The following is a 17,945-nucleotide window of genomic DNA, read 5'->3' as shown; positions in this document are numbered from 1 at the left end:
AAACTCTACATACATGTTTCGAAACCGCACGAGATGACAAGTAAAACAGAAGAAGGTATAAACATCAGATCCGAAGCTTAATTTCGGACTAAATGATTTGACAACACGGTTCGTTTGTTAATAATGTATTTATTTTGGAAAGAATATTGGTATTCCTCAGTTTTTTTATATTTTTGAAACGTTATAAAAACTAATAGTATTATAAAAAAACTTATGACTACGATCCTACTTTAGGAAAATCCGCAGGATATACGATCAGTGTTGTAAAAATGTAAAAAGAATGATTATGCTCAGGTTTCTTATTGTTACTTTCTCTGTGTTTTCATTATTTCTTAATTCTCAAACCACAGATCTCAGGGAAAAATGTTCTATAAAAGAAACTTTTTTTAAAGAACTATTGGCCGTAAATGATAATACAGTTAAATGTTTAGCCAAAAATTCCGATAAAAGTAAAACTATTTTTTTCACCTTTGCCAGGTGGTGTGCGCCATGCATGTATCATCTTAATGATTTTATGGCACTGGAAGAAAATTATGATGTAGATCTGTATGTTCTTCTGGTTGACAAAGAAAATCATCATTTTACTGATCTGGCAAGAAAATATGTATCTGAAACTTTTCCAAAAGCCAAAATAGCTATCATTGGCGATGTTCCGGGTAGAGGAAGAAGTAAAAAATACAAAGATTTTATGGATGCGATTACTCCTTCAAAGTTTGAGAAGATAGATGATATGTCTAAATATATTGTCATAAACAAAACGGGCGAGGTAGAACTCGTAACCTCCTGGAAAGATTCCAAGGGTGATCCGGATTGGACAGACAGTAAACCAATGATCAACAGATTGATCGTACCTTTAATAAGTAAGAAATAAGCATAATAAAAAACGAAGCTTCCGGATTTTTTTCGGGAGCTTTTTATTTACGGCAGGGCGTTCCATGCCCGTCTCTGTAATTTTCCACTGATGTTTTTACCGTACTTTCTTTGTCCAGATGGCTATTCGGATCTGCATCCGGCATGTGCGCAACAGCTTTCTTGTGTAGTTTCTGCAGAAAGATTTCCACTCTTAAAAGATTACAGGACCCCCAGTTGTTTATCATTCTCCTCCATCTATCATAACTATATAGATTTAAATTAATAAAAGCTAATAAGGCCCTCTATTTCTTAAAAATGAAAGTTTAAACAGATTAATTACGATCTATTTACACGTTTGTCAAAATCTACAATCAGAAATTGTACCTGATTAGTTTAACCGTTCGTATTTCAGTTAAGTATTGCCGGGATTCTGTTAATGGTATCTCTGAGGGTTGTTGCAATTTTGTACTTATAATTTAGACAATGAAAATAACATTAACAGGTTCTCTTGGGAACATCGGAAAACCACTCACTCAGTTATTGGTATCGGCCGGACATCAGGTAACGGTAATCAGCAGTAAAGAAGAAAGAGTTTCAGAAATAGAATCCTTCGGTGCAGTTGCGGCCGTAGGAAGCATTCAGGATGCTGAATTTTTAACGGCGATATTTAAAGATGCTGATGCCGTTTATCTGATGGAGGCCTGGGAAGGCATCGGAAGTATTTTTGATAAAGAAATTGATTTCCTGGCTGAATTTAAAAGAATTGCCCGAAATTATGTAACCGCTGTTCAGCAGTCCGGCGTCAAAAAGATTATCCACTTAAGCAGTATCGGGGCACACTCTGATCAAGGTACCGGAAGTCTTTCGGTCCATTATAATGTCGAGCAGATCTTACGGACACTTCCTGAAGAGGTGTCCATAAAATTCATGCGTCCCGTAGGTTTTTTCAGCAATATTTACCGTTGGCTTCCGACCATAAAGTCTCAGAATGCAATTATTCAGAGCTACGGGGGCGACCGGAAAGAACCATGGGTGTCACCTTATGATATTGCAGCAACAATTGCAGACGAAATGGAAAAACCCTTCACCGGGAAAACAGTTCATTATGTCGCAAGCGATGAGGTATCTCCTGATGAAATTGCTACTGCTTTAGGAAACGCAACCGGCAATCCGGATCTGGAATGGAAAGTAATCTCCGGTGAAGTATTATTAGATCAGATGCTTTCTGCAGGCGTTAACGGGTGGATTGCCGAAGGAATGATTGCCATGCAAAAAGCCCAGGGAGACGGTAGCCTGTACGAGGATTTTTACGTCAATAAACCTACGCTCGGAAAAATAAAATTAGAAGATTTCGCAAGAGAATTTTCCCAAATCTATAACAAAAAATAAATTAAAATGAAAACAGCATTTATAACAGGGGCCAACAAAGGAATAGGATTTGAGACGGCCAGACAGCTTTTAGAAAACGGATATTTTGTCTTTATAGGAAGCCGGAATATTGAAAACGGGGAATCTGCCGTACAGCAACTTAAAAGCGAAGGTTTTGAAAATACGGAAGCCATTCAGCTTGATGTGACGGACGCTGCGTCAGTAGAAGAAGCAAGATCGAAGATCGGAACTAAAACCGATGTACTGGATGTGCTGATCAACAACGCAGGAATTAACGGTGGAATGCCACAAGCTGCCCTGCAGGCACCGGTAGAAGCTTTTCAGAAGGTGATGGATACCAATCTGTACGGGGTGATCAGGGTGACGCAGATATTGATGGATCTCCTCCGGAAATCTGAGGAGCCGAGGATTGTCAATGTCTCTTCCAGCGGCTGCTCACTCACGCTGCATTCTGATCCGGACTGGATCTATTACGGTCACAAAGCTGCCGTATATACGGCTTCAAAAGCTGCGATGAATATGTATACGATCAATCTCGCCTACGAACTCCGCGACACTTCATTTAAAGTGAATGCCGTATGTCCGGGATTTGTTGCTACGGATTTCAATGATCACAGAGGTACCGGAACGGTGGAAGAGGGCGGAAAAAGAATTGCAAAATACGCCATGATCACTGAAGACGGTCCCACCGGAAAATTCATCAGTGAGGAATATAATCCCGAAACCGGTGAAACACCTTGGTAATTAATTCCCTATTTTTACACAACCAACACCTGAAATAATTTTCAGGTGTTGACTATTAAGATTTAAAATGAAAAGCACCCAACATCATCCCCATAAATTTCTGTCATTATCTGAATTTCACAAAATGTTCGGATTACCTAAGCCAGAACATCCCCTGGTCAGTTTGGTTCATCTGGAAGATATGACGATTCCTGCGGAAGCGCTATCGGATCATCTGGTATTGGATTTTTACAAAATCGCCTATAAAGATACGATCGGAAGTGCCAAATATGGACAGCATCATTATGATTTTGGTGAAGGCGGTCTGGTATTTACGGCTCCGGGACAGCTTTTTGAAAAGCCTAAGAATCATAAAAGCAAAGGCATCCTTATCCTGCTTCATCCTGATTTTCTCCTTTCCTATCCGCTGGCAAAGAAGATCAGGCAATACGGATTTTTTTCCTATTCCACGGACGAAGCGCTGCAGGTATCAGAAAAAGAGAAAGAGACTCTGTTTTCTGTATTTAAGATTATTGATGAGGAGCTTAAAAGCAGAACAGATGACTTCAGCCACGATGTTGTGATCTCGCAGATCGAGCTTCTTCTGAATTACAGCAGCCGGTATTATAAACGACAATTTATTACGTTTAAAGCGGTCAATGACCATCTGATCGAGAAGTTTGAAGAAGTGCTGGACTTTTATTTTAAGAATGATGAAGAATTGCAGAACGGAATGCCAACGGTCCAGAACCTGGCCGACCACTTAAATGTTTCCGCAAGTTACCTGAGTGATATGCTGCGCTCTTTGACAGGGCTCAATACACAGCAGCACATCCACAACAGGTTCATTGAAGCCGCCAAAGAAATATTGTCCACGACTGATCTGTCCGTTTCTGAAATTGCCTATCAGCTGGGATTTGAGTATCCGCAGTCCTTCACCCGGTTGTTTAAAAGTAAGACCAGCCAGACCCCATTGGAATTCAGGCAGTCATTTAGCTAACCAACGCTATAGACCGGAATCAATTGATAAGACCGCTCTGTATGCAATGATTTTTCGAAGGTACGGGAGTGACAAAAGTTATTTCGGGCTATTGCCGGCTTTCTAAGAGGACCTGGAAAAATGCTTTTCTCCATAAACCTGATCGACCGTATATATTCAGAAAGATCATCGGGTAAGAACAATTGAAGAAAATAAGATTTAAAAATCATACTTACCTGCCTTAAAAACAGCCCTGAGCAATCATTTAAATTCTCAGGGCTGTTCTGTTTATATGTAATTGATTATTAAAAACCTAAAGTCGGTGCTTTCCCGAATTTCTTCTTGAACGCATAGGAGAAATGGGACAGGTTTTCAAAACCCAGGTCGAGGTAGATAGAAGATGGTTTCATCTTTTTAGTTTCCATAAGATGCTTTGCCTCATTCAGTCTTTTGTCCTGCAGCCATTTGCGCGGCGGCATCCCAAAGGTTTTCTGAAAATCCCTTTTAAACCCTGAAAGGCTTCTTCCGGTTAACTGGGCGAATTTTTCTACCGGAACATTGAACTGGTAATTGCTGAGCATAAATCTTTCGAGATCTATTTTATAAGGCTCTGAAAAATCGAACAGAAAATTCCGGAGTTCGGGAACGGCAAGCAACATTAATTTAATGCCTTCCTTTACTTTCAGAAGTCCCATCTCATCGGTCATTTCAGCACCAGAGCTTCGGGCATAGGGAACAATAGATTGAAAGTACCCTTTCAGAAACTCGTTATCCGGTAGAATGCGGTTTGAAGATTCGGTATATTTTGTATTGGCCTCGATCTTTTCTTCCAGAGCGATCTTGCGCATAAGATTCTCTTGCAGAGAGATGACGATCGTTTCATAATATCCGCCGGGTTCAGGGGTTTTGGTAAGGGTGCCAAGCTGATTTTTATGGATCAGCAATACTTCGCCGGCAGAGATGCTTATATTCTGCTCCGAGGTTTCTACAACCATCTGACCGGAAACCTGCATGACCAGGGTATGATGGTTCCAGATGCATGATTTTTCCTTCCTTTCTGATGAAAGGTAAGAGTAAAATATAACGCCGGGAAGAATTTCTGCTGGACTTTCCATTTTATCTTTGTAAATAAGTGCTGCCGTGGATGGCACCTTTTGCAAATGTAGCGTTTAAAATGTTCATCTCATCTCCTGTAAATACAATATCCATTGCAGCGATGTTTTCAGGCAGTCTTGATCTGCGGCTCATACTTACCAATGGCATGATGTTTCGGCCCTGTTCTTTTACCCATGCGATGGCAAGCTGTGTAGGGGTGCAGTCCTTTTTACGGGCTATCTGTTTCAGCACCTCCACTTTTTCTAGATTATGGATAAGGTTTTCGCCCTGAAAGCGGGAGAAGTGGTTTCTGTAATCATTTGCAGATACGGGCGCCTGCAGATCTCCTGACAGAAGACCTTCAGCAGTATTGGCAAAAGCCACGACGCTGATCCCCAATTCTTTAGCCACAGGTAACAGGTCATCTTCGATCTGACGGTCTGCCAAAGAGTAGCCGAACTCCAATGCACTGATAGGATAGACGCTGTTGGCCGTACGAAGCTGATCAGAAGTGATTTCAGAAACTCCGATATGGCGCACTTTACCTTCCTCTACCAGGCCGGCGATCGTTCCTATGATATCCTCTACCGGAACACTGTCATCTATTCTGCTCGGCTGGTAGAGGTCGATGGTCTCGATTCCAAGGCGGGTCAGCGAGTAGTTGACGAAATTCTTAATGGCTACCGGACGGAGATCAAGCCCTATCCATTGGCCATTGTGAAAGATGGCTCCGAATTTCACACTGATAAAAGCCTCATCCCGTCTTCCCTTAATGGCTTTTCCGATGAGCATCTCATTATGGCCTGCACCGTAAAAATCTCCGGTATTCAGGAAGTTGATCCCGCTGTCCAGAGCCTGATGAATGGTTGCTATGCTTTCCGCTTCGTCAGGAGCAGGTCCGCCCCAAATCGAAGACATGCGCATGCATCCAAGACCCAGCTTTGATACCATAGGGCCGTTCTGGCCCAACTGAATTTTTGTAATTTCTGACATTTGACTGATTTAATGTTATAGGACAAAGATCTCCATTTATCAATCAATTCACTTTCTTCTATGGTTCAATTTACTTACGTGTACGGTTCAGGGTGTAAACCATATCTTCGGTGCAGATGTTTAAGATCTACTGAGATCTGGTACCAGATATCTTTAACAGACCGTCCGGATTTTACACAGGTCTATGGTAGCTCAAAGAATACTATCAACATACTTTCAGTCCTTCACATATTCCAGCCCCCATTTGTAAAGTTCATTGATGCTGGTTTCCAATTTGCTGCCCTTAACGGTTAATGAATATTCAACAGTCGGGGGAACCGTTGCAAAAGCTTTGCGAATGACAATCCCATTTTCCTCCATATTCTTCAGCTCCTTTACGAGCATTCTCGTACTGATTCCCGGGATCATCCTTTCCAGTTCCTTAAAGCGTTTCTTTCCGGAAAGCAGGGCATAAATAATAGACATCGACCATTTTCCTCCAATAATGTCCAATATTTTCTGAAGCTCACATTTATTTTCAGATTTTTCAATTTTTTCTTTGTTCATAACGGTCTGATAAGCAGTAAAAGTTACATTGAGGTTATTAGTATACATTGGTGTAACTACTTGCAAAAGTAAAGTAATGGAAATAGATTTGCAACCTAATTTAAAATTTAATTTATCATGTTTGATTCTCTCAAAGGAAAAGTTGCCCTCGTAACCGGAGGTACGAAAGGAATAGGAAAAGCCATTGCCGATAAACTCAGCGCAAACGGAGCACTGGTGGTAATCACTGCCCGCACAGAAGCAAAAGACACTGCCGGCAGCCATCATTTTATTGCTGCTGACCATACACAGGCAGACAGTGCAGGCTGCATTGCCAGGGAAATTATGGAAAAGTACGGTAAGATAGACATCATCGTAAACAATGCCGGTGCAAATTCAAGTCCCGGCGGTGGTTTCAGCACATTGGAAGATGAGGACTGGTTCAGAGACTGGGAACTTAATTTCAGGTCTGTCGTTCGCATCAATAAAGCGTTACTTCCTGCGATGCTTGAACAGAAAGAGGGCACTATTATCAATATATCCACCGGAGCTGCAAAACAGCCTATCTGGGAGATGACGATGTCTTATTCGTCGGCAAAAGCTGCTTTGAATGCGTACAGCAAAGCATTGGCGAATGAATTAGGACCCAAAGGGATCAGGGTGAATACGGTTTCGCCGGGTGTTGTCAAAACACCGCTCATGCATGAGTTTATTGAGAACATCGCTCAGCAGTCCGGGGCCAGTTTTGAAGATTCTTTTCAGAATATCATCGATACGGTCGGCGTGCCGGTAGGAAGGATGGCGGAACCTGAAGAAGTGGCCAACATCGTGGCATTTCTTGCCTCTTCCGAAGCCCGGTACATTACAGGAACCAATATTTCTGTGGATGGCGGGGCCTCGCCTACGGTGTAATCTGTCCAATATTTCGTAGCAGATCAGCAGCTGCTTTTTGTTATAGAATAGAAAGCATTGATAAGACAATGGGTCAAATCAATGCTTTTTTTTATAAGATAATGTCTCGCTAATCTGTAAATTAAAGAGTTTTTGTACCATTTTGAGCCTTTACCACTCAATTTACGGATTGAGATATATTTTTAAAAATTCACCCGGATATCGGTAGGTGTTTTCATCCTGATGGTGATCAGTGTAGGCTCATCAATAAGTTCATACTCCGCCGGTGTGTGAGATTCATCTTCATTTTTTTTCTGTACCTTAAGGTTTCCGAAGTCTACTTCTTCTTTCGGAATCTCGATAAAGTAACCGTCGTTTTCTTCGTCATGAATAAAATGTTCTTTTTTGAAATCAATAAATTGCATAAAAATGGTGTTTTTGTTTGGTTTAACTTAATCTGATATTAGCAATAAGTGTGACAATTTTTGTTATTCCTTAAATTTGATCATAATGCACCGTTCGACGTACAGAAAAAGGTGGAGAAATTTCCTGCTTACAATGGTTACTTTGTTCAATGATTTCAGGGTTCCGTTTTTATGGTAATCGATATTGTTTTGTTTTACCAATACAACCCGGCCATTATTTTTCTCCTTTTGAATTTCAGTTCAGGAATACAAGGCTGGTATTGTTGTTTCCATGATAAAACCGGAAAACAAGATAATCCACAACGGAAGGATGACTTAAGAGTAAAATTGCCTGATTGCAGAGTACGTCGGGCTGCAGAGAAATGAGTTGTCCAGTGAGATCGTTTTCAATGAAATTTCCTCTTTCAACATTTACGGTTTCTCACAGTTAAGATGATAAATAGAATTACTTCAAGTATAGTTTATATTTAGTAACTGTTAAAAAGGGAGCCTTCAAAAACAAGGAAATTTACCTGAGATTTATTAGTTTAATGTAAACTCTTCTATTGAGTGATTTATTTGTTTAAATCTTTTATTGATGATTTATATAAGTAAATACAGATATAAAACATTAGAAATAGAGTTGTTTGTACTGAGTAAATAGTCTTTTTCATAATTTTTTTATTCTGTAATACAGGTTGTTATATTAATTAATGCATAGTTCACAATAAAACTATAAATGAATTGACTTTTTTTATTACTTTAGCTACATCACTAATTTATGAAAAAGATGTGATAAAAAAACATTTAAAACTCTGAATTAAATCTCAATTTTGGGATTTTAATCCACTTGTCTTTTAAGTTTTGCAAATTTTTTTGTGATCTAAATGAAAGAGTTTTAAATAATAACTAACCATGTGAAACAAGAGAATATGAATGTAGAGATATGTTTATATGCAATGCATATTAAACTCCAATACGAAAAAAATACAATGCTGCAACCCAGCAAAGAGAATCTAAAAGCTTTCCTGCTCATCAACGAAGCTACATCTTTTATCAGATTAAAATTTAAAAGATTTCTTTAAAGCCAATGATATTTTCCGAACATAAAAAATAAACAATGTTCCACTGCGAATAATGTTTATCAAAAAGGTGTATACATAATCAACTGATAATTTTAATTGTATAACCAATAGCACTGACATGTAAGTAGTTCATCTATTTTATAATGTATCATAGTGGCTAAAGGGCTTAAGCTATCGGTTACTTTAAACAAAAAAATATATTTATGAATGCAAAGGAAGAATTAGATAGTTTTCATTTGGCTTCAAAGTATTGGAAAAAAAAGGTATTAAACAGAGATAAAAATATCAAACTTCTAAAGAAAAAAGAATGTACTTCACATATTAGAATTAATAGAGAAGATCTCTCCTATTTTAATCAAATTACAGCGGATAATCAAATAGCACAATATACGGTTATAACTGCTATTTACTCTTTTCTATTAAAGAGGTTGATACGTGAGTTTGATGGTTATCTTGCCTCAAATTGTCTAGATCAGTACAATTCACTGCTTCTTTCGCTTCCTGTAGACTTAAATATGCCTTTTAAGGATTATCTTCAAAAAGTTAAAGAGGAAATTCTAGAGAGTTTAACTCATTCTAATAAATATAATGTTAATGAGAATGATAATGTAATCGATTTAAATAGCTTTTCAAATTTTAGCATTAATGTAAATTCTGAAAATGATATCAATGGTAGCGGGATTTTATTTGATCTTAAAATCAATGAAAATATGGATATGGATATTCATATTATTTTTGATGAATATTTTATAAAAAAAGAAATTATAGATTATCTGGCTCAGCATTTTACTCATTTTATAATCAATTTAAAAAAATATATAACCTCTGATTTATCCTCATATTCTCTATTAACAGAAGAGGAAGAAGATAAACTAATGGTAGATTTTAATGCTACCGAAACTGTTTATCCCAAAGATAAAACGATTGCTGCATTATTTGAAGAACAGGTAAAGAAAACTCCTCAGAATATTTCAGTTATATTTGGAGAAACAGAATTAACTTATTCAGAATTAAATCAAAAGGCTAATCGATTTGCAAATTATATTTCTTCTCAATATAAAATAAATGCCGGAGATATTGTTGGTGTTCATCTGCCTAAATCTGATTTGGGAATAATTTCTTTCCTGGCAATTTTAAAATTAGGTGGGGTATATCTGCCAATTGATACCAACTATCCTCTTGAAAGAATTAACTACTTAATAAAAGATAGTGGTTTAAAATTACTGATTAATGATGGAACCCATACACTAAATATTGATGACTGTGATCTAATATCTGCACATTCGCTAGTGTGGGACAAGTATGACGCAGCTAATATTAATACGGTTATTTCTCCTAAAGATTTGGCTTATATAATTTATACATCCGGTTCCACGGGAATGCCAAAAGGAGTTATGATTGAGCACCACAGTGCAATAAATATGTTTGTGGATCAGATTAGAGCCTTTGAAATTACAGATGAAGATAAGGTAGTACTGTTTGCTTCCATGTCTTTTGATGCCTCAATATCAGAGATTTTAATGGCTTTAAACAGTGGGGCTGCATTAGGGATTCCTTCAGAAGATGAAATTAAAGATAGAGACCGGTTTGTAGCTTTTTTAAAAGCATTCCAGGCAACAGTTGTTACTTTTCCTCCAAGCTATTTAGGATTATTGTCAAATGATGATGTTTCAGGATTGAGATGTGTGATAACAGCAGGAGAATCTGCGAATCCTTCTGTGGCTTTAAGCATTACTGAACTTGGTATAGATTATTATAATGCCTATGGTCCTACGGAATGCACGGTATGCGTTTCTATATATAAAGTAATGAAGGATGATTTTAATAAATCAATCATTCCGATCGGGAAGCCAATTGCTAATACGAAGATTTATATTTTAGATGAAGGACTACAACCTGTACCAATTGGAGTGTCCGGAAAAATATATGTTTCAGGGGCTGGTTTGGCGAGAGGATATTGGGATAAACCAGAACTTACCAGGGAAAAATTTATTGCAAATCCATTTCTAGACCAGGAGCAGATGTATGATACGGGAGATCTTGGCTGCTGGTTGTCAGACGGAACTATTGAGTTTCAGGGGAGAATGGATCAACAGGTAAAATTGCGTGGCTTTAGAATCGAACTTGGAGAAATTGAAAACACAATTCTACAATATGCTAAAGATTTAAAACAGGCAGTAGTAGAAGTTAAAGAGCATAATCATGAGAAGGTACTGGTTGCCTACTTAGTGGCAGGTAGCATTCTAGATAAATCAGATTTACGCAGTTTTTTACAAAGCAAATTACCAGATCATATGATTCCGGGGTTTTATGTTTCATTGGAAAGATTACCACTGACACCCAATGGAAAAATTGATAAAAAATCTTTACCAGAGTTATCCGGCGTTGATCTCATAAGAAAAACCTATGTTGCTCCACGAAGTAAAACAGAGGAGACCCTAGTCAAAATCTGGGAGGAAGTTTTAAATATTGAAAAAATTGGAATTCATGATGATTTTTTTGAATTAGGTGGACACAGTTTAATAGTAGGGCAGATAATCAATAGAATAAATAAAAACTTAGGGAAAACAATATCTTTTAAGACATTTTTTTCAAATGCCACTATTGAAAAGATTGCAGCACAATTACAGGATAATAATTATTTGCCAATTTTAAAAGCTCCAGATGCAGAGTCTTATCCTTTAACGGCATCTCAAAATAGATTATGGATATTGAGCCAGCTTGAAGGTGGTTCATTGGCTTATAATATGCCTGCTGCAGTGAAATTTAATGGAGCTCTTGATATCGATAAATTTGAAGAAGCATTTAAAAGACTGATAAATCGTCATGAAATTTTAAAAACTTATTTTAAAACAAATAATGAAGGAGAAGTTCAGCAATATATATTGCCGGAAAATCAGTTAAACTTTAAAATTGTACAGGAAGATTATAGCTCCACAGAAAATCAGGAAGAAAGAGTTAGAAATTATTTATCTGAAAGAAATAGAGAAATTTTTGATTTAGAAAATGCCCCGCTTATACGTGCTTTTTTAATTAAGCTAAGAAAAGATGAATATGTGTTTTTCTTGTCAATGCATCATATTATTGGAGATGGCTGGACAATTGAGTTAATTATAAACGAAATTGCAAAAACATATAATGCCTTAAGACAAGATAAGACGATTGAGCAGCCTGAATTAAAAATTCAATATAAAGATTATGCTTTATGGATAAATGATGAGTTGCAGCATGAAAAATATCGAGCATCTGAAACCTATTGGCTGAATCAATTTTCAGGGCAGATCCCCGTTTTAGATTTGCCAAGTTGTAAAACCCGTCCATTAGTTCAAACATACAATGGAGATGTGGTAAAACATACTTTTAGTCAAGAATTTTCAGAAAAAGTAAACCGCTTTTCCAAGGAAAATGACGTGACGTTGTTTATGACTTTAATGTCTGGAATTAATACTTTATTGTATAGATATACTGGTCAGGATGACATTATTTTGGGTACTCCTGTAGCAGGAAGAGAACATCCGGATTTAGAGAATCAATTAGGACTGTTTTTAAATACACTTGCAATACGAACTCAAATCAAAGAGAAAGTTAGTTTTTTAGATTTAATTGTTGACCAAAAAGAAACTTTATTAGAAGCATATGATCATCAAAATTATCCTTTTGATTTGTTAATAAGCAAATTAAATTTAAAACGGGATACAGGTCGCTCTGCTTTATTTGATGTTTTGGTAGTATTACAAAGTCAGTCACAATTAAATAATATAAATACCGAAGAATTATCGGATATAGAAATAAGCTATTTTGACTTCAATAACAAAACAACACAGGTTGATATTAGTTTTAGATTTGTTGAAACGGATTCGTTACATCTTGTAATAGAGTTTAATACAGATATTTATGAAGGGTATTTAATAGAAAAAATGTTTTCTCATTTTGAGAATCTTCTTACTCAATTACTAGAAAATCCTCTGGCTGCTGTTGAGCAGATCAATTATTTATCAGAAGAAGAATTAAATCAAATACTAATAAATTTTAATAACACAGAAGTACATTATCCCAAAGAACAAACAGTAGTCAGTCTATTTCAGGCCCAGGTATTTAAAACTCCTGGTAAAGAAGCATTAAGGGACGGGAACAGGTCCTATTCGTATTCTGAACTCGATATTTTATCGGGCCGGATAGCAGAGCATCTCATTACGGTTTATGGCGATAAAGACCCATCTCCCATTGCTGTTTTATTGGAAAGATCCGCAAATTTGGTCGTTGTTTTATTGGGAATATTAAAATCCGGAAGACCCTATATTCCATTAGATCCGGCATTTCCAAAAGACAGATTACGTTATATTATAGCAAATAGCCAGAGTCAACTGCTTTTTACTCACAAGAATTATAGCCTGGATAATCTGGAGGATAATGTAACTGTATTGGAATTAGAAAATATTCTCGAAGAAATAAATGATTTTAAAGGTGTTGTCACCAGAGCCATTTTACCACAAGATACTGCGTATATAATTTATACCTCAGGTTCTACGGGAAACCCTAAAGGCGTTGAAATTGGACATCAGTCATTGGTTAATTTCCTGACAAGTATTCAGAGGTCTCCGGGAGTAGATGTTAATGATCTATTTTTTTCAGTAACCACCTATTCGTTTGATATTTCAATATTAGAGTTCTTTGTACCCTTGATTTCAGGAGCTCTTTTATATGTAGCGGATAAACATGTTTTAGCCGATCCCAATTTAATTATAAAAAGAATTGAGGAAGTAAAACCCACCATCATTCAGGCTACACCAAGTTTTTATCAAATGCTTTTTAATGCAGACTGGCAAGGGGATAAAAGATTAAAAATACTGTGTGGAGGAGATTTATTAAGTGAAGCATTAGCTGCTGATTTGATTGATAAAAGCTCAGAAGTCTGGAATATGTACGGTCCTACAGAAACTACCATATGGTCCAGCATGAAAAAAATAGAATCTGCGGAAGATGCTTCAAAAATTGGAACACCAATCCATAATACCCGGTTCTATATTCTCGATCCCTATTTAAATCCGATGCCTGTCAATATTGCCGGTGCAATTTATATAGCAGGAGATGGGCTTGCAAAGGGATATTATAACAATGAGGAACTGACAAAGGAAAAGTTTATTGCCAATCCTTTTAACTCAGGAACCTTATTGTACGAAACGGGAGATGTGGGAAAATGGAATGAAAAGGGAGAAATTGTTTTTTCAGGTCGCAATGACAGTCAGGTTAAAATCAGAGGTTATCGAATTGAACTGGGAGATATAGAGACTCAGTTAAATCAAATCAATGGGATAAAAGCAGCCGTTGTTATTGCAAAAAAAGAAGACCTACAGGAAGCTTTTCTGGCAGCGTATGTTTTAAAAGGTGAAGAAGAAATAGATCTTGAAAAGATTATGGCTCATTTACAGATGAACCTGCCCTACTATATGATACCCAATGTGATTATTCCATTAGAAGAATTTCCATTAACTCCAAATCAAAAAATTGACAGAAAAGCGCTTCCGTCAATATCGTCAGAAGATATTTTCCGGAAAAAATACGTAGCACCGCAAAGTGAAATTGAAAAAGGACTGGCCTTAATCTGGGAGGATGTATTAGGCGTCAAAAATATTGGAGTTACAGACGATTTCTTTGAATTAGGAGGACACAGTCTATTATTAGGACAGGTGATAAACAGAATTCAGAAATTATTGGGAGGTTCTGTAGGCTATAAAGACTTTTTTACCCATCCTACTATTTTCGGTTTAAGCAAGGTCATCGAGATCAGTACTTATGTTACAATTCCAAATGTAGAAGAATCAGAATCTTATCCTTTAACACCTTCTCAAAACAGATTATGGGTTTTAAGCCAGTTAGAAGGAGGGGAATTGGCTTATAATATGCCTGCAGCAGTTATATTAAAAGGAATAATTGATATCAATAAATTTCAGGAAGCATTTCTTAAATTAATAGCTCGGCATGAGATATTAAGAACTTCATTGAGAGCCAATCATGAAGGAGAAATTTCTCAGTTTATTGTTCCTGTGCAGCAGGTAGAATTTAAAATTTCAAAACAGGATTTTTTACTTTCAAATGATAAAGAAAAGTCAGTTGAAGATTATTTAGTACAAGAAAATAACAAAATATTTGATTTGGAAAAGGCACCCCTGATGAGAGCTTCTTTTATCAGGTTAGAATCTGATACTTATATGTTTTTCTTATCTCTGCATCATGTCATTTGTGATGGATGGTCTCTAGAAGTTATAATATCTGAAGTTATAAAAATTTACAATGCGCTGACGCTGGAAAAAGAAAGTGAATTACCAGAATTAAATATTCAATATAAAGATTATGCTGTGTGGTTAAATGACGGTTTACCACAAGGGAAATATAAGCTTTCAGAGCAGTATTGGCTGCAGCAGTTTAAGGGAGAATTGCCAGTATTGGACTTACCAAGTTTTAAAATGCGTCCACTAAATCAGACATATAATGGGAATAATATCACCTATCAATTTTCAAAGGATTTTCTGGAAAAGTTAAAAGTATTTTCTGTAAAACAGGACGTTACTTTATTTATGACATTAATGACGGGTATTAATAGCTTATTGCATGCATATACAGGTCAGGATGATATTATAATAGGAACTCCAATTGCAGGAAGAGACCATCCGGATTTAGAAAATCAAATTGGCCTGTATTTAAATACGCTTGCAATTCGTACGGTGTTTGAAAAAAATATTTCTTTCTTAGACTTATTAGAAAAACAAAAAGAAATTTTACTTGGGGCATATGAACACCAAAATTATCCGTTTGATGAACTGGTAAGTCAATTAAATTTAAAAAGAGATCATAGCCGTTCAGCTTTATTTGATGTTTTAGTAGTATTGCAAAATCAGTCACAATTAAATAACCTGGGTAATGAAGAGCTGGTAAATCTTGAGGTCAGTAATTACAAGGTTCCGAGAACATCTTCTCAGTTCGATATCAGTTTTACTTTTATTGAAACCACTGTTTTAGAGTTAACCATAGAATATAATACAGATATCTATGATGCTTATCTTATTGAAAGAATGTTTTCTCATTTTGAAAAAATTCTGATAGAATCAATAACAGACCCCGAATCAACAGTTCAAAAAATTCAGTATTTAAATGACGAAGAAAAAAGAAAGTTATTAGTAGATTTTAATGCTACTCAAGCGGTTTATCCACGGGAAAAAACCATTGTTGATTTATTTGAAGAACAGGTGGCTGAAAATCCGGATAATATTGCTGTTTTATTTCAGGAAAAGGTATTTACATATGCAGATTTAAATAAAAAAGTAAATCAACTGGCTTTTTATTTAAGAGAAAATTATGCTATACAACCCAATGATTTTGTTGGGATTAAATTAGAGAGAAGCGAGAAAATGATTATCGCTATTTTAGGGGTCTTAAAATCAGGTGCGGCTTATATCCCGATCGATATAAACTATCCGGAACAAAGGATTGATTACATAGAAAGAAATAGTAACAGCAAACTTGTTATTGATGAATCAGAATTGGAAAGATGCCTTCAGAATTCGGAAAATTATTCAAAGAATAACCTTCAAAAAATTCATACTCCAAATGATTTAGCCTATGTTATTTATACTTCAGGTTCAACGGGAAATCCGAAAGGTGTAATGATTGAGAACAGCTCTCTGACCAATTATCTTATTTGGGCAAAAGATTATTATTTAACAAAGGATTTAACGAATACAAATTTTGGTCTATTTACTTCATTATCATTTGATTTAACCATTACCAGTTTGTTTTTACCCCTCATTAGCGGAGGATGTTTGCAAATAGCAGAACCAACCAGCAATGTGATCGAAATTTTTCAGAACTACTTAGAGAGCGATATATCCTGCATAAAGCTGACGCCTGCGCATATTAATGCTTTAGAGGGGCTAGGTTTAAGATCAGACAAAATTGAATTGGCAATTGTTGGTGGGGAAGAACTTAGAAAAGACCACATTGAAATATTAAAAAGTATCAATCCGGCAATTAGAATTATTAACGAATATGGCCCAACAGAAACTACGGTGGGATGTACCATTTATGAGGTGACATCTACGGAAGAGCCTATTTTAATTGGTCGTCCTATCGCCAATACTTCTATTTATATTGTTGATGAATTCAATAATATACAGACCGAAGGAATCACAGGAGAAATTTGTATTGGAGGTTCAGGTCTGGCAAGAGGGTATTTGAACCGTGCAGATTTAACGGCAGAAAAATTTGTTTCTAATCCATTTCAGGAAGGAACGATGATTTACAAAACAGGTGATTTGGGAAAATGGCTGCCTAATGGTAATATAGTGTTTTCAGGAAGAAAAGACCAGCAGGTCAAACTTCGTGGATACCGAATAGAACTAAGCGAAATAGAATCTGCGATCACACAGTTTTCTGAAGATATTAAACAAGCAATAGTAGAATTAAAGGAGGTGAACTCAGACAAATCTCTAGTTTCTTACATGGTTGCTAATCATAATATTGATACTGCTCAACTCATAGAATTTCTCCAGACAAAACTGCCTAATTACATGATTCCTGGCTTTTATATAACCATGGATAGCTTTCCTTTGACTCCTAATGGAAAAATAGACAGAGCGTCGTTACCGGGCATATCTGACCATAATATAATTAAGAAAGAATACATAGCACCAAGAAATGAAACGGAAAAAACATTAGTTGGATTATGGAAGAAAGTTTTAGCAGTTGACAATATCGGTGTTTTAGATAATTTCTTCGAATTAGGAGGACATAGCTTAAAAGCAATGAAATTAATAGGCCTTATCAATACTGAATTTAAAATAAAACTGGTTATAAATGATTTGTTTAAAAATATGGTATTAGAAGATCAGGCTGTACTTATAGAAAATATCAGTGATTTATATGTTTCTGATGGAGAGAATAATCAGAATAACAGTGAAACTGAAATTTTCTCTATTTGATTTGAAAATCAAGTAAATAAGGAAAAAAAACTAA

11 protein-coding genes are annotated in these 17,945 nt (G+C 36.3%); 6 read left to right on the top strand and 5 right to left on the bottom strand.

Going from position 1 to position 17,945, the window contains the following annotated elements; genetic code table 11:
- Positions 1-286 precede the first annotated feature (286 nt).
- Positions 287-871: a hypothetical protein gene (locus ODZ84_RS06025; protein ID WP_266176088.1), complete on the top strand. Its 585-nt coding sequence runs from the start codon at positions 287-289 to the stop codon at positions 869-871.
- A gap of 43 nt (positions 872-914) precedes the next feature.
- Here ODZ84_RS06025 and ODZ84_RS06020 read toward each other — a convergent pair whose 3' ends face one another.
- A complete protein-coding gene (locus tag ODZ84_RS06020; protein WP_266176087.1) occupies positions 915-1,097 on the bottom strand; it encodes a hypothetical protein in 183 nt (60 codons plus the stop codon).
- 238 nt (positions 1,098-1,335) lie between these two features.
- On the opposite strand from ODZ84_RS06020, the gene ODZ84_RS06015 reads away from it, so the two are divergent.
- The 3 genes from ODZ84_RS06015 to ODZ84_RS06005 all read left to right on the top strand — a co-directional run bounded on the left by ODZ84_RS06015 (position 1,336) and on the right by ODZ84_RS06005 (position 3,964).
- Positions 1,336-2,241 carry an SDR family oxidoreductase gene (locus ODZ84_RS06015; RefSeq protein WP_266176086.1) on the top strand — a complete coding sequence of 302 codons (906 nt, stop codon included), beginning with the start codon at positions 1,336-1,338 and terminating at the stop codon, positions 2,239-2,241.
- Between the two features lie 6 nt (positions 2,242-2,247).
- Positions 2,248-2,985, top strand: coding sequence for an SDR family oxidoreductase (locus tag ODZ84_RS06010; RefSeq protein WP_266176085.1), 738 nt, complete (start codon positions 2,248-2,250; stop codon positions 2,983-2,985).
- A 67-nt stretch (positions 2,986-3,052) separates the two neighbouring features.
- Positions 3,053-3,964, top strand: coding sequence for a helix-turn-helix domain-containing protein (locus ODZ84_RS06005; protein WP_266176084.1), 912 nt, complete (start codon positions 3,053-3,055; stop codon positions 3,962-3,964).
- 284 nt (positions 3,965-4,248) lie between these two features.
- Here ODZ84_RS06005 and ODZ84_RS06000 read toward each other — a convergent pair whose 3' ends face one another.
- The 3 genes from ODZ84_RS06000 to ODZ84_RS05990 all read right to left on the bottom strand — a co-directional run bounded on the left by ODZ84_RS06000 (position 4,249) and on the right by ODZ84_RS05990 (position 6,625).
- A complete protein-coding gene (locus ODZ84_RS06000) occupies positions 4,249-5,058 on the bottom strand; it encodes a helix-turn-helix domain-containing protein (RefSeq protein WP_266176083.1) in 810 nt (269 codons plus the stop codon).
- 1 nt (position 5,059) lies between these two features.
- Positions 5,060-6,031 (bottom strand): aldo/keto reductase, encoded by a 972-nt coding sequence (locus tag ODZ84_RS05995; RefSeq protein WP_266176082.1) that lies wholly within the window; start codon positions 6,029-6,031, stop codon positions 5,060-5,062.
- Positions 6,032-6,247: 216 nt separating this feature from the next.
- A complete protein-coding gene (locus tag ODZ84_RS05990) occupies positions 6,248-6,625 on the bottom strand; it encodes a winged helix-turn-helix transcriptional regulator (RefSeq protein WP_266176081.1) in 378 nt (125 codons plus the stop codon).
- A gap of 69 nt (positions 6,626-6,694) precedes the next feature.
- Here ODZ84_RS05990 and ODZ84_RS05985 point away from each other — a divergent pair, with 69 nt between their 5' ends.
- Positions 6,695-7,468, top strand: coding sequence for an SDR family oxidoreductase (locus tag ODZ84_RS05985; protein WP_266176080.1), 774 nt, complete (start codon positions 6,695-6,697; stop codon positions 7,466-7,468).
- Between the two features lie 182 nt (positions 7,469-7,650).
- Here the strand turns inward: ODZ84_RS05985 and ODZ84_RS05980 are convergent, their stop codons facing one another.
- Entirely contained in the window at positions 7,651-7,872 is a 222-nt protein-coding gene (locus tag ODZ84_RS05980) for a hypothetical protein (protein WP_266176079.1), read from the bottom strand.
- Between the two features lie 1,267 nt (positions 7,873-9,139).
- Here ODZ84_RS05980 and ODZ84_RS05975 point away from each other — a divergent pair.
- Positions 9,140-17,911, top strand: a complete 8,772-nt coding sequence (locus tag ODZ84_RS05975) for a non-ribosomal peptide synthetase (RefSeq protein WP_266176078.1) — start codon at positions 9,140-9,142, stop codon at positions 17,909-17,911.
- Positions 17,912-17,945: the final 34 nt, after the last annotated feature.

Origin of the sequence: Chryseobacterium fluminis (genome assembly GCF_026314945.1) — a bacterium.
GTDB lineage: Bacteria > Bacteroidota > Bacteroidia > Flavobacteriales > Weeksellaceae > Chryseobacterium > Chryseobacterium fluminis.
This window is presented reverse-complemented; position numbering and strand designations above follow the sequence as displayed.

Bases quoted from the DNA above. Each gene is read 5' to 3' on its own strand.
- ODZ84_RS06025 (WP_266176088.1), top strand. From the start codon at position 287: ATGCTCAGGTTTCTTATTGTTACTTTCTCTGTGTTTTCATTATTTCTT.
- ODZ84_RS06020 (WP_266176087.1), bottom strand. From the start codon at position 1,097: ATGATAAACAACTGGGGGTCCTGTAATCTTTTAAGAGTGGAAATCTTT.
- ODZ84_RS06015 (WP_266176086.1), top strand. From the start codon at position 1,336: ATGAAAATAACATTAACAGGTTCTCTTGGGAACATCGGAAAACCACTC.
- ODZ84_RS06010 (WP_266176085.1), top strand. From the start codon at position 2,248: ATGAAAACAGCATTTATAACAGGGGCCAACAAAGGAATAGGATTTGAG.
- ODZ84_RS06005 (WP_266176084.1), top strand. From the start codon at position 3,053: ATGAAAAGCACCCAACATCATCCCCATAAATTTCTGTCATTATCTGAA.
- ODZ84_RS06000 (WP_266176083.1), bottom strand. From the start codon at position 5,058: ATGGAAAGTCCAGCAGAAATTCTTCCCGGCGTTATATTTTACTCTTAC.
- ODZ84_RS05995 (WP_266176082.1), bottom strand. From the start codon at position 6,031: ATGTCAGAAATTACAAAAATTCAGTTGGGCCAGAACGGCCCTATGGTA.
- ODZ84_RS05990 (WP_266176081.1), bottom strand. From the start codon at position 6,625: ATGTATACTAATAACCTCAATGTAACTTTTACTGCTTATCAGACCGTT.
- ODZ84_RS05985 (WP_266176080.1), top strand. From the start codon at position 6,695: ATGTTTGATTCTCTCAAAGGAAAAGTTGCCCTCGTAACCGGAGGTACG.
- ODZ84_RS05980 (WP_266176079.1), bottom strand. From the start codon at position 7,872: ATGCAATTTATTGATTTCAAAAAAGAACATTTTATTCATGACGAAGAA.
- ODZ84_RS05975 (WP_266176078.1), top strand. From the start codon at position 9,140: ATGAATGCAAAGGAAGAATTAGATAGTTTTCATTTGGCTTCAAAGTAT.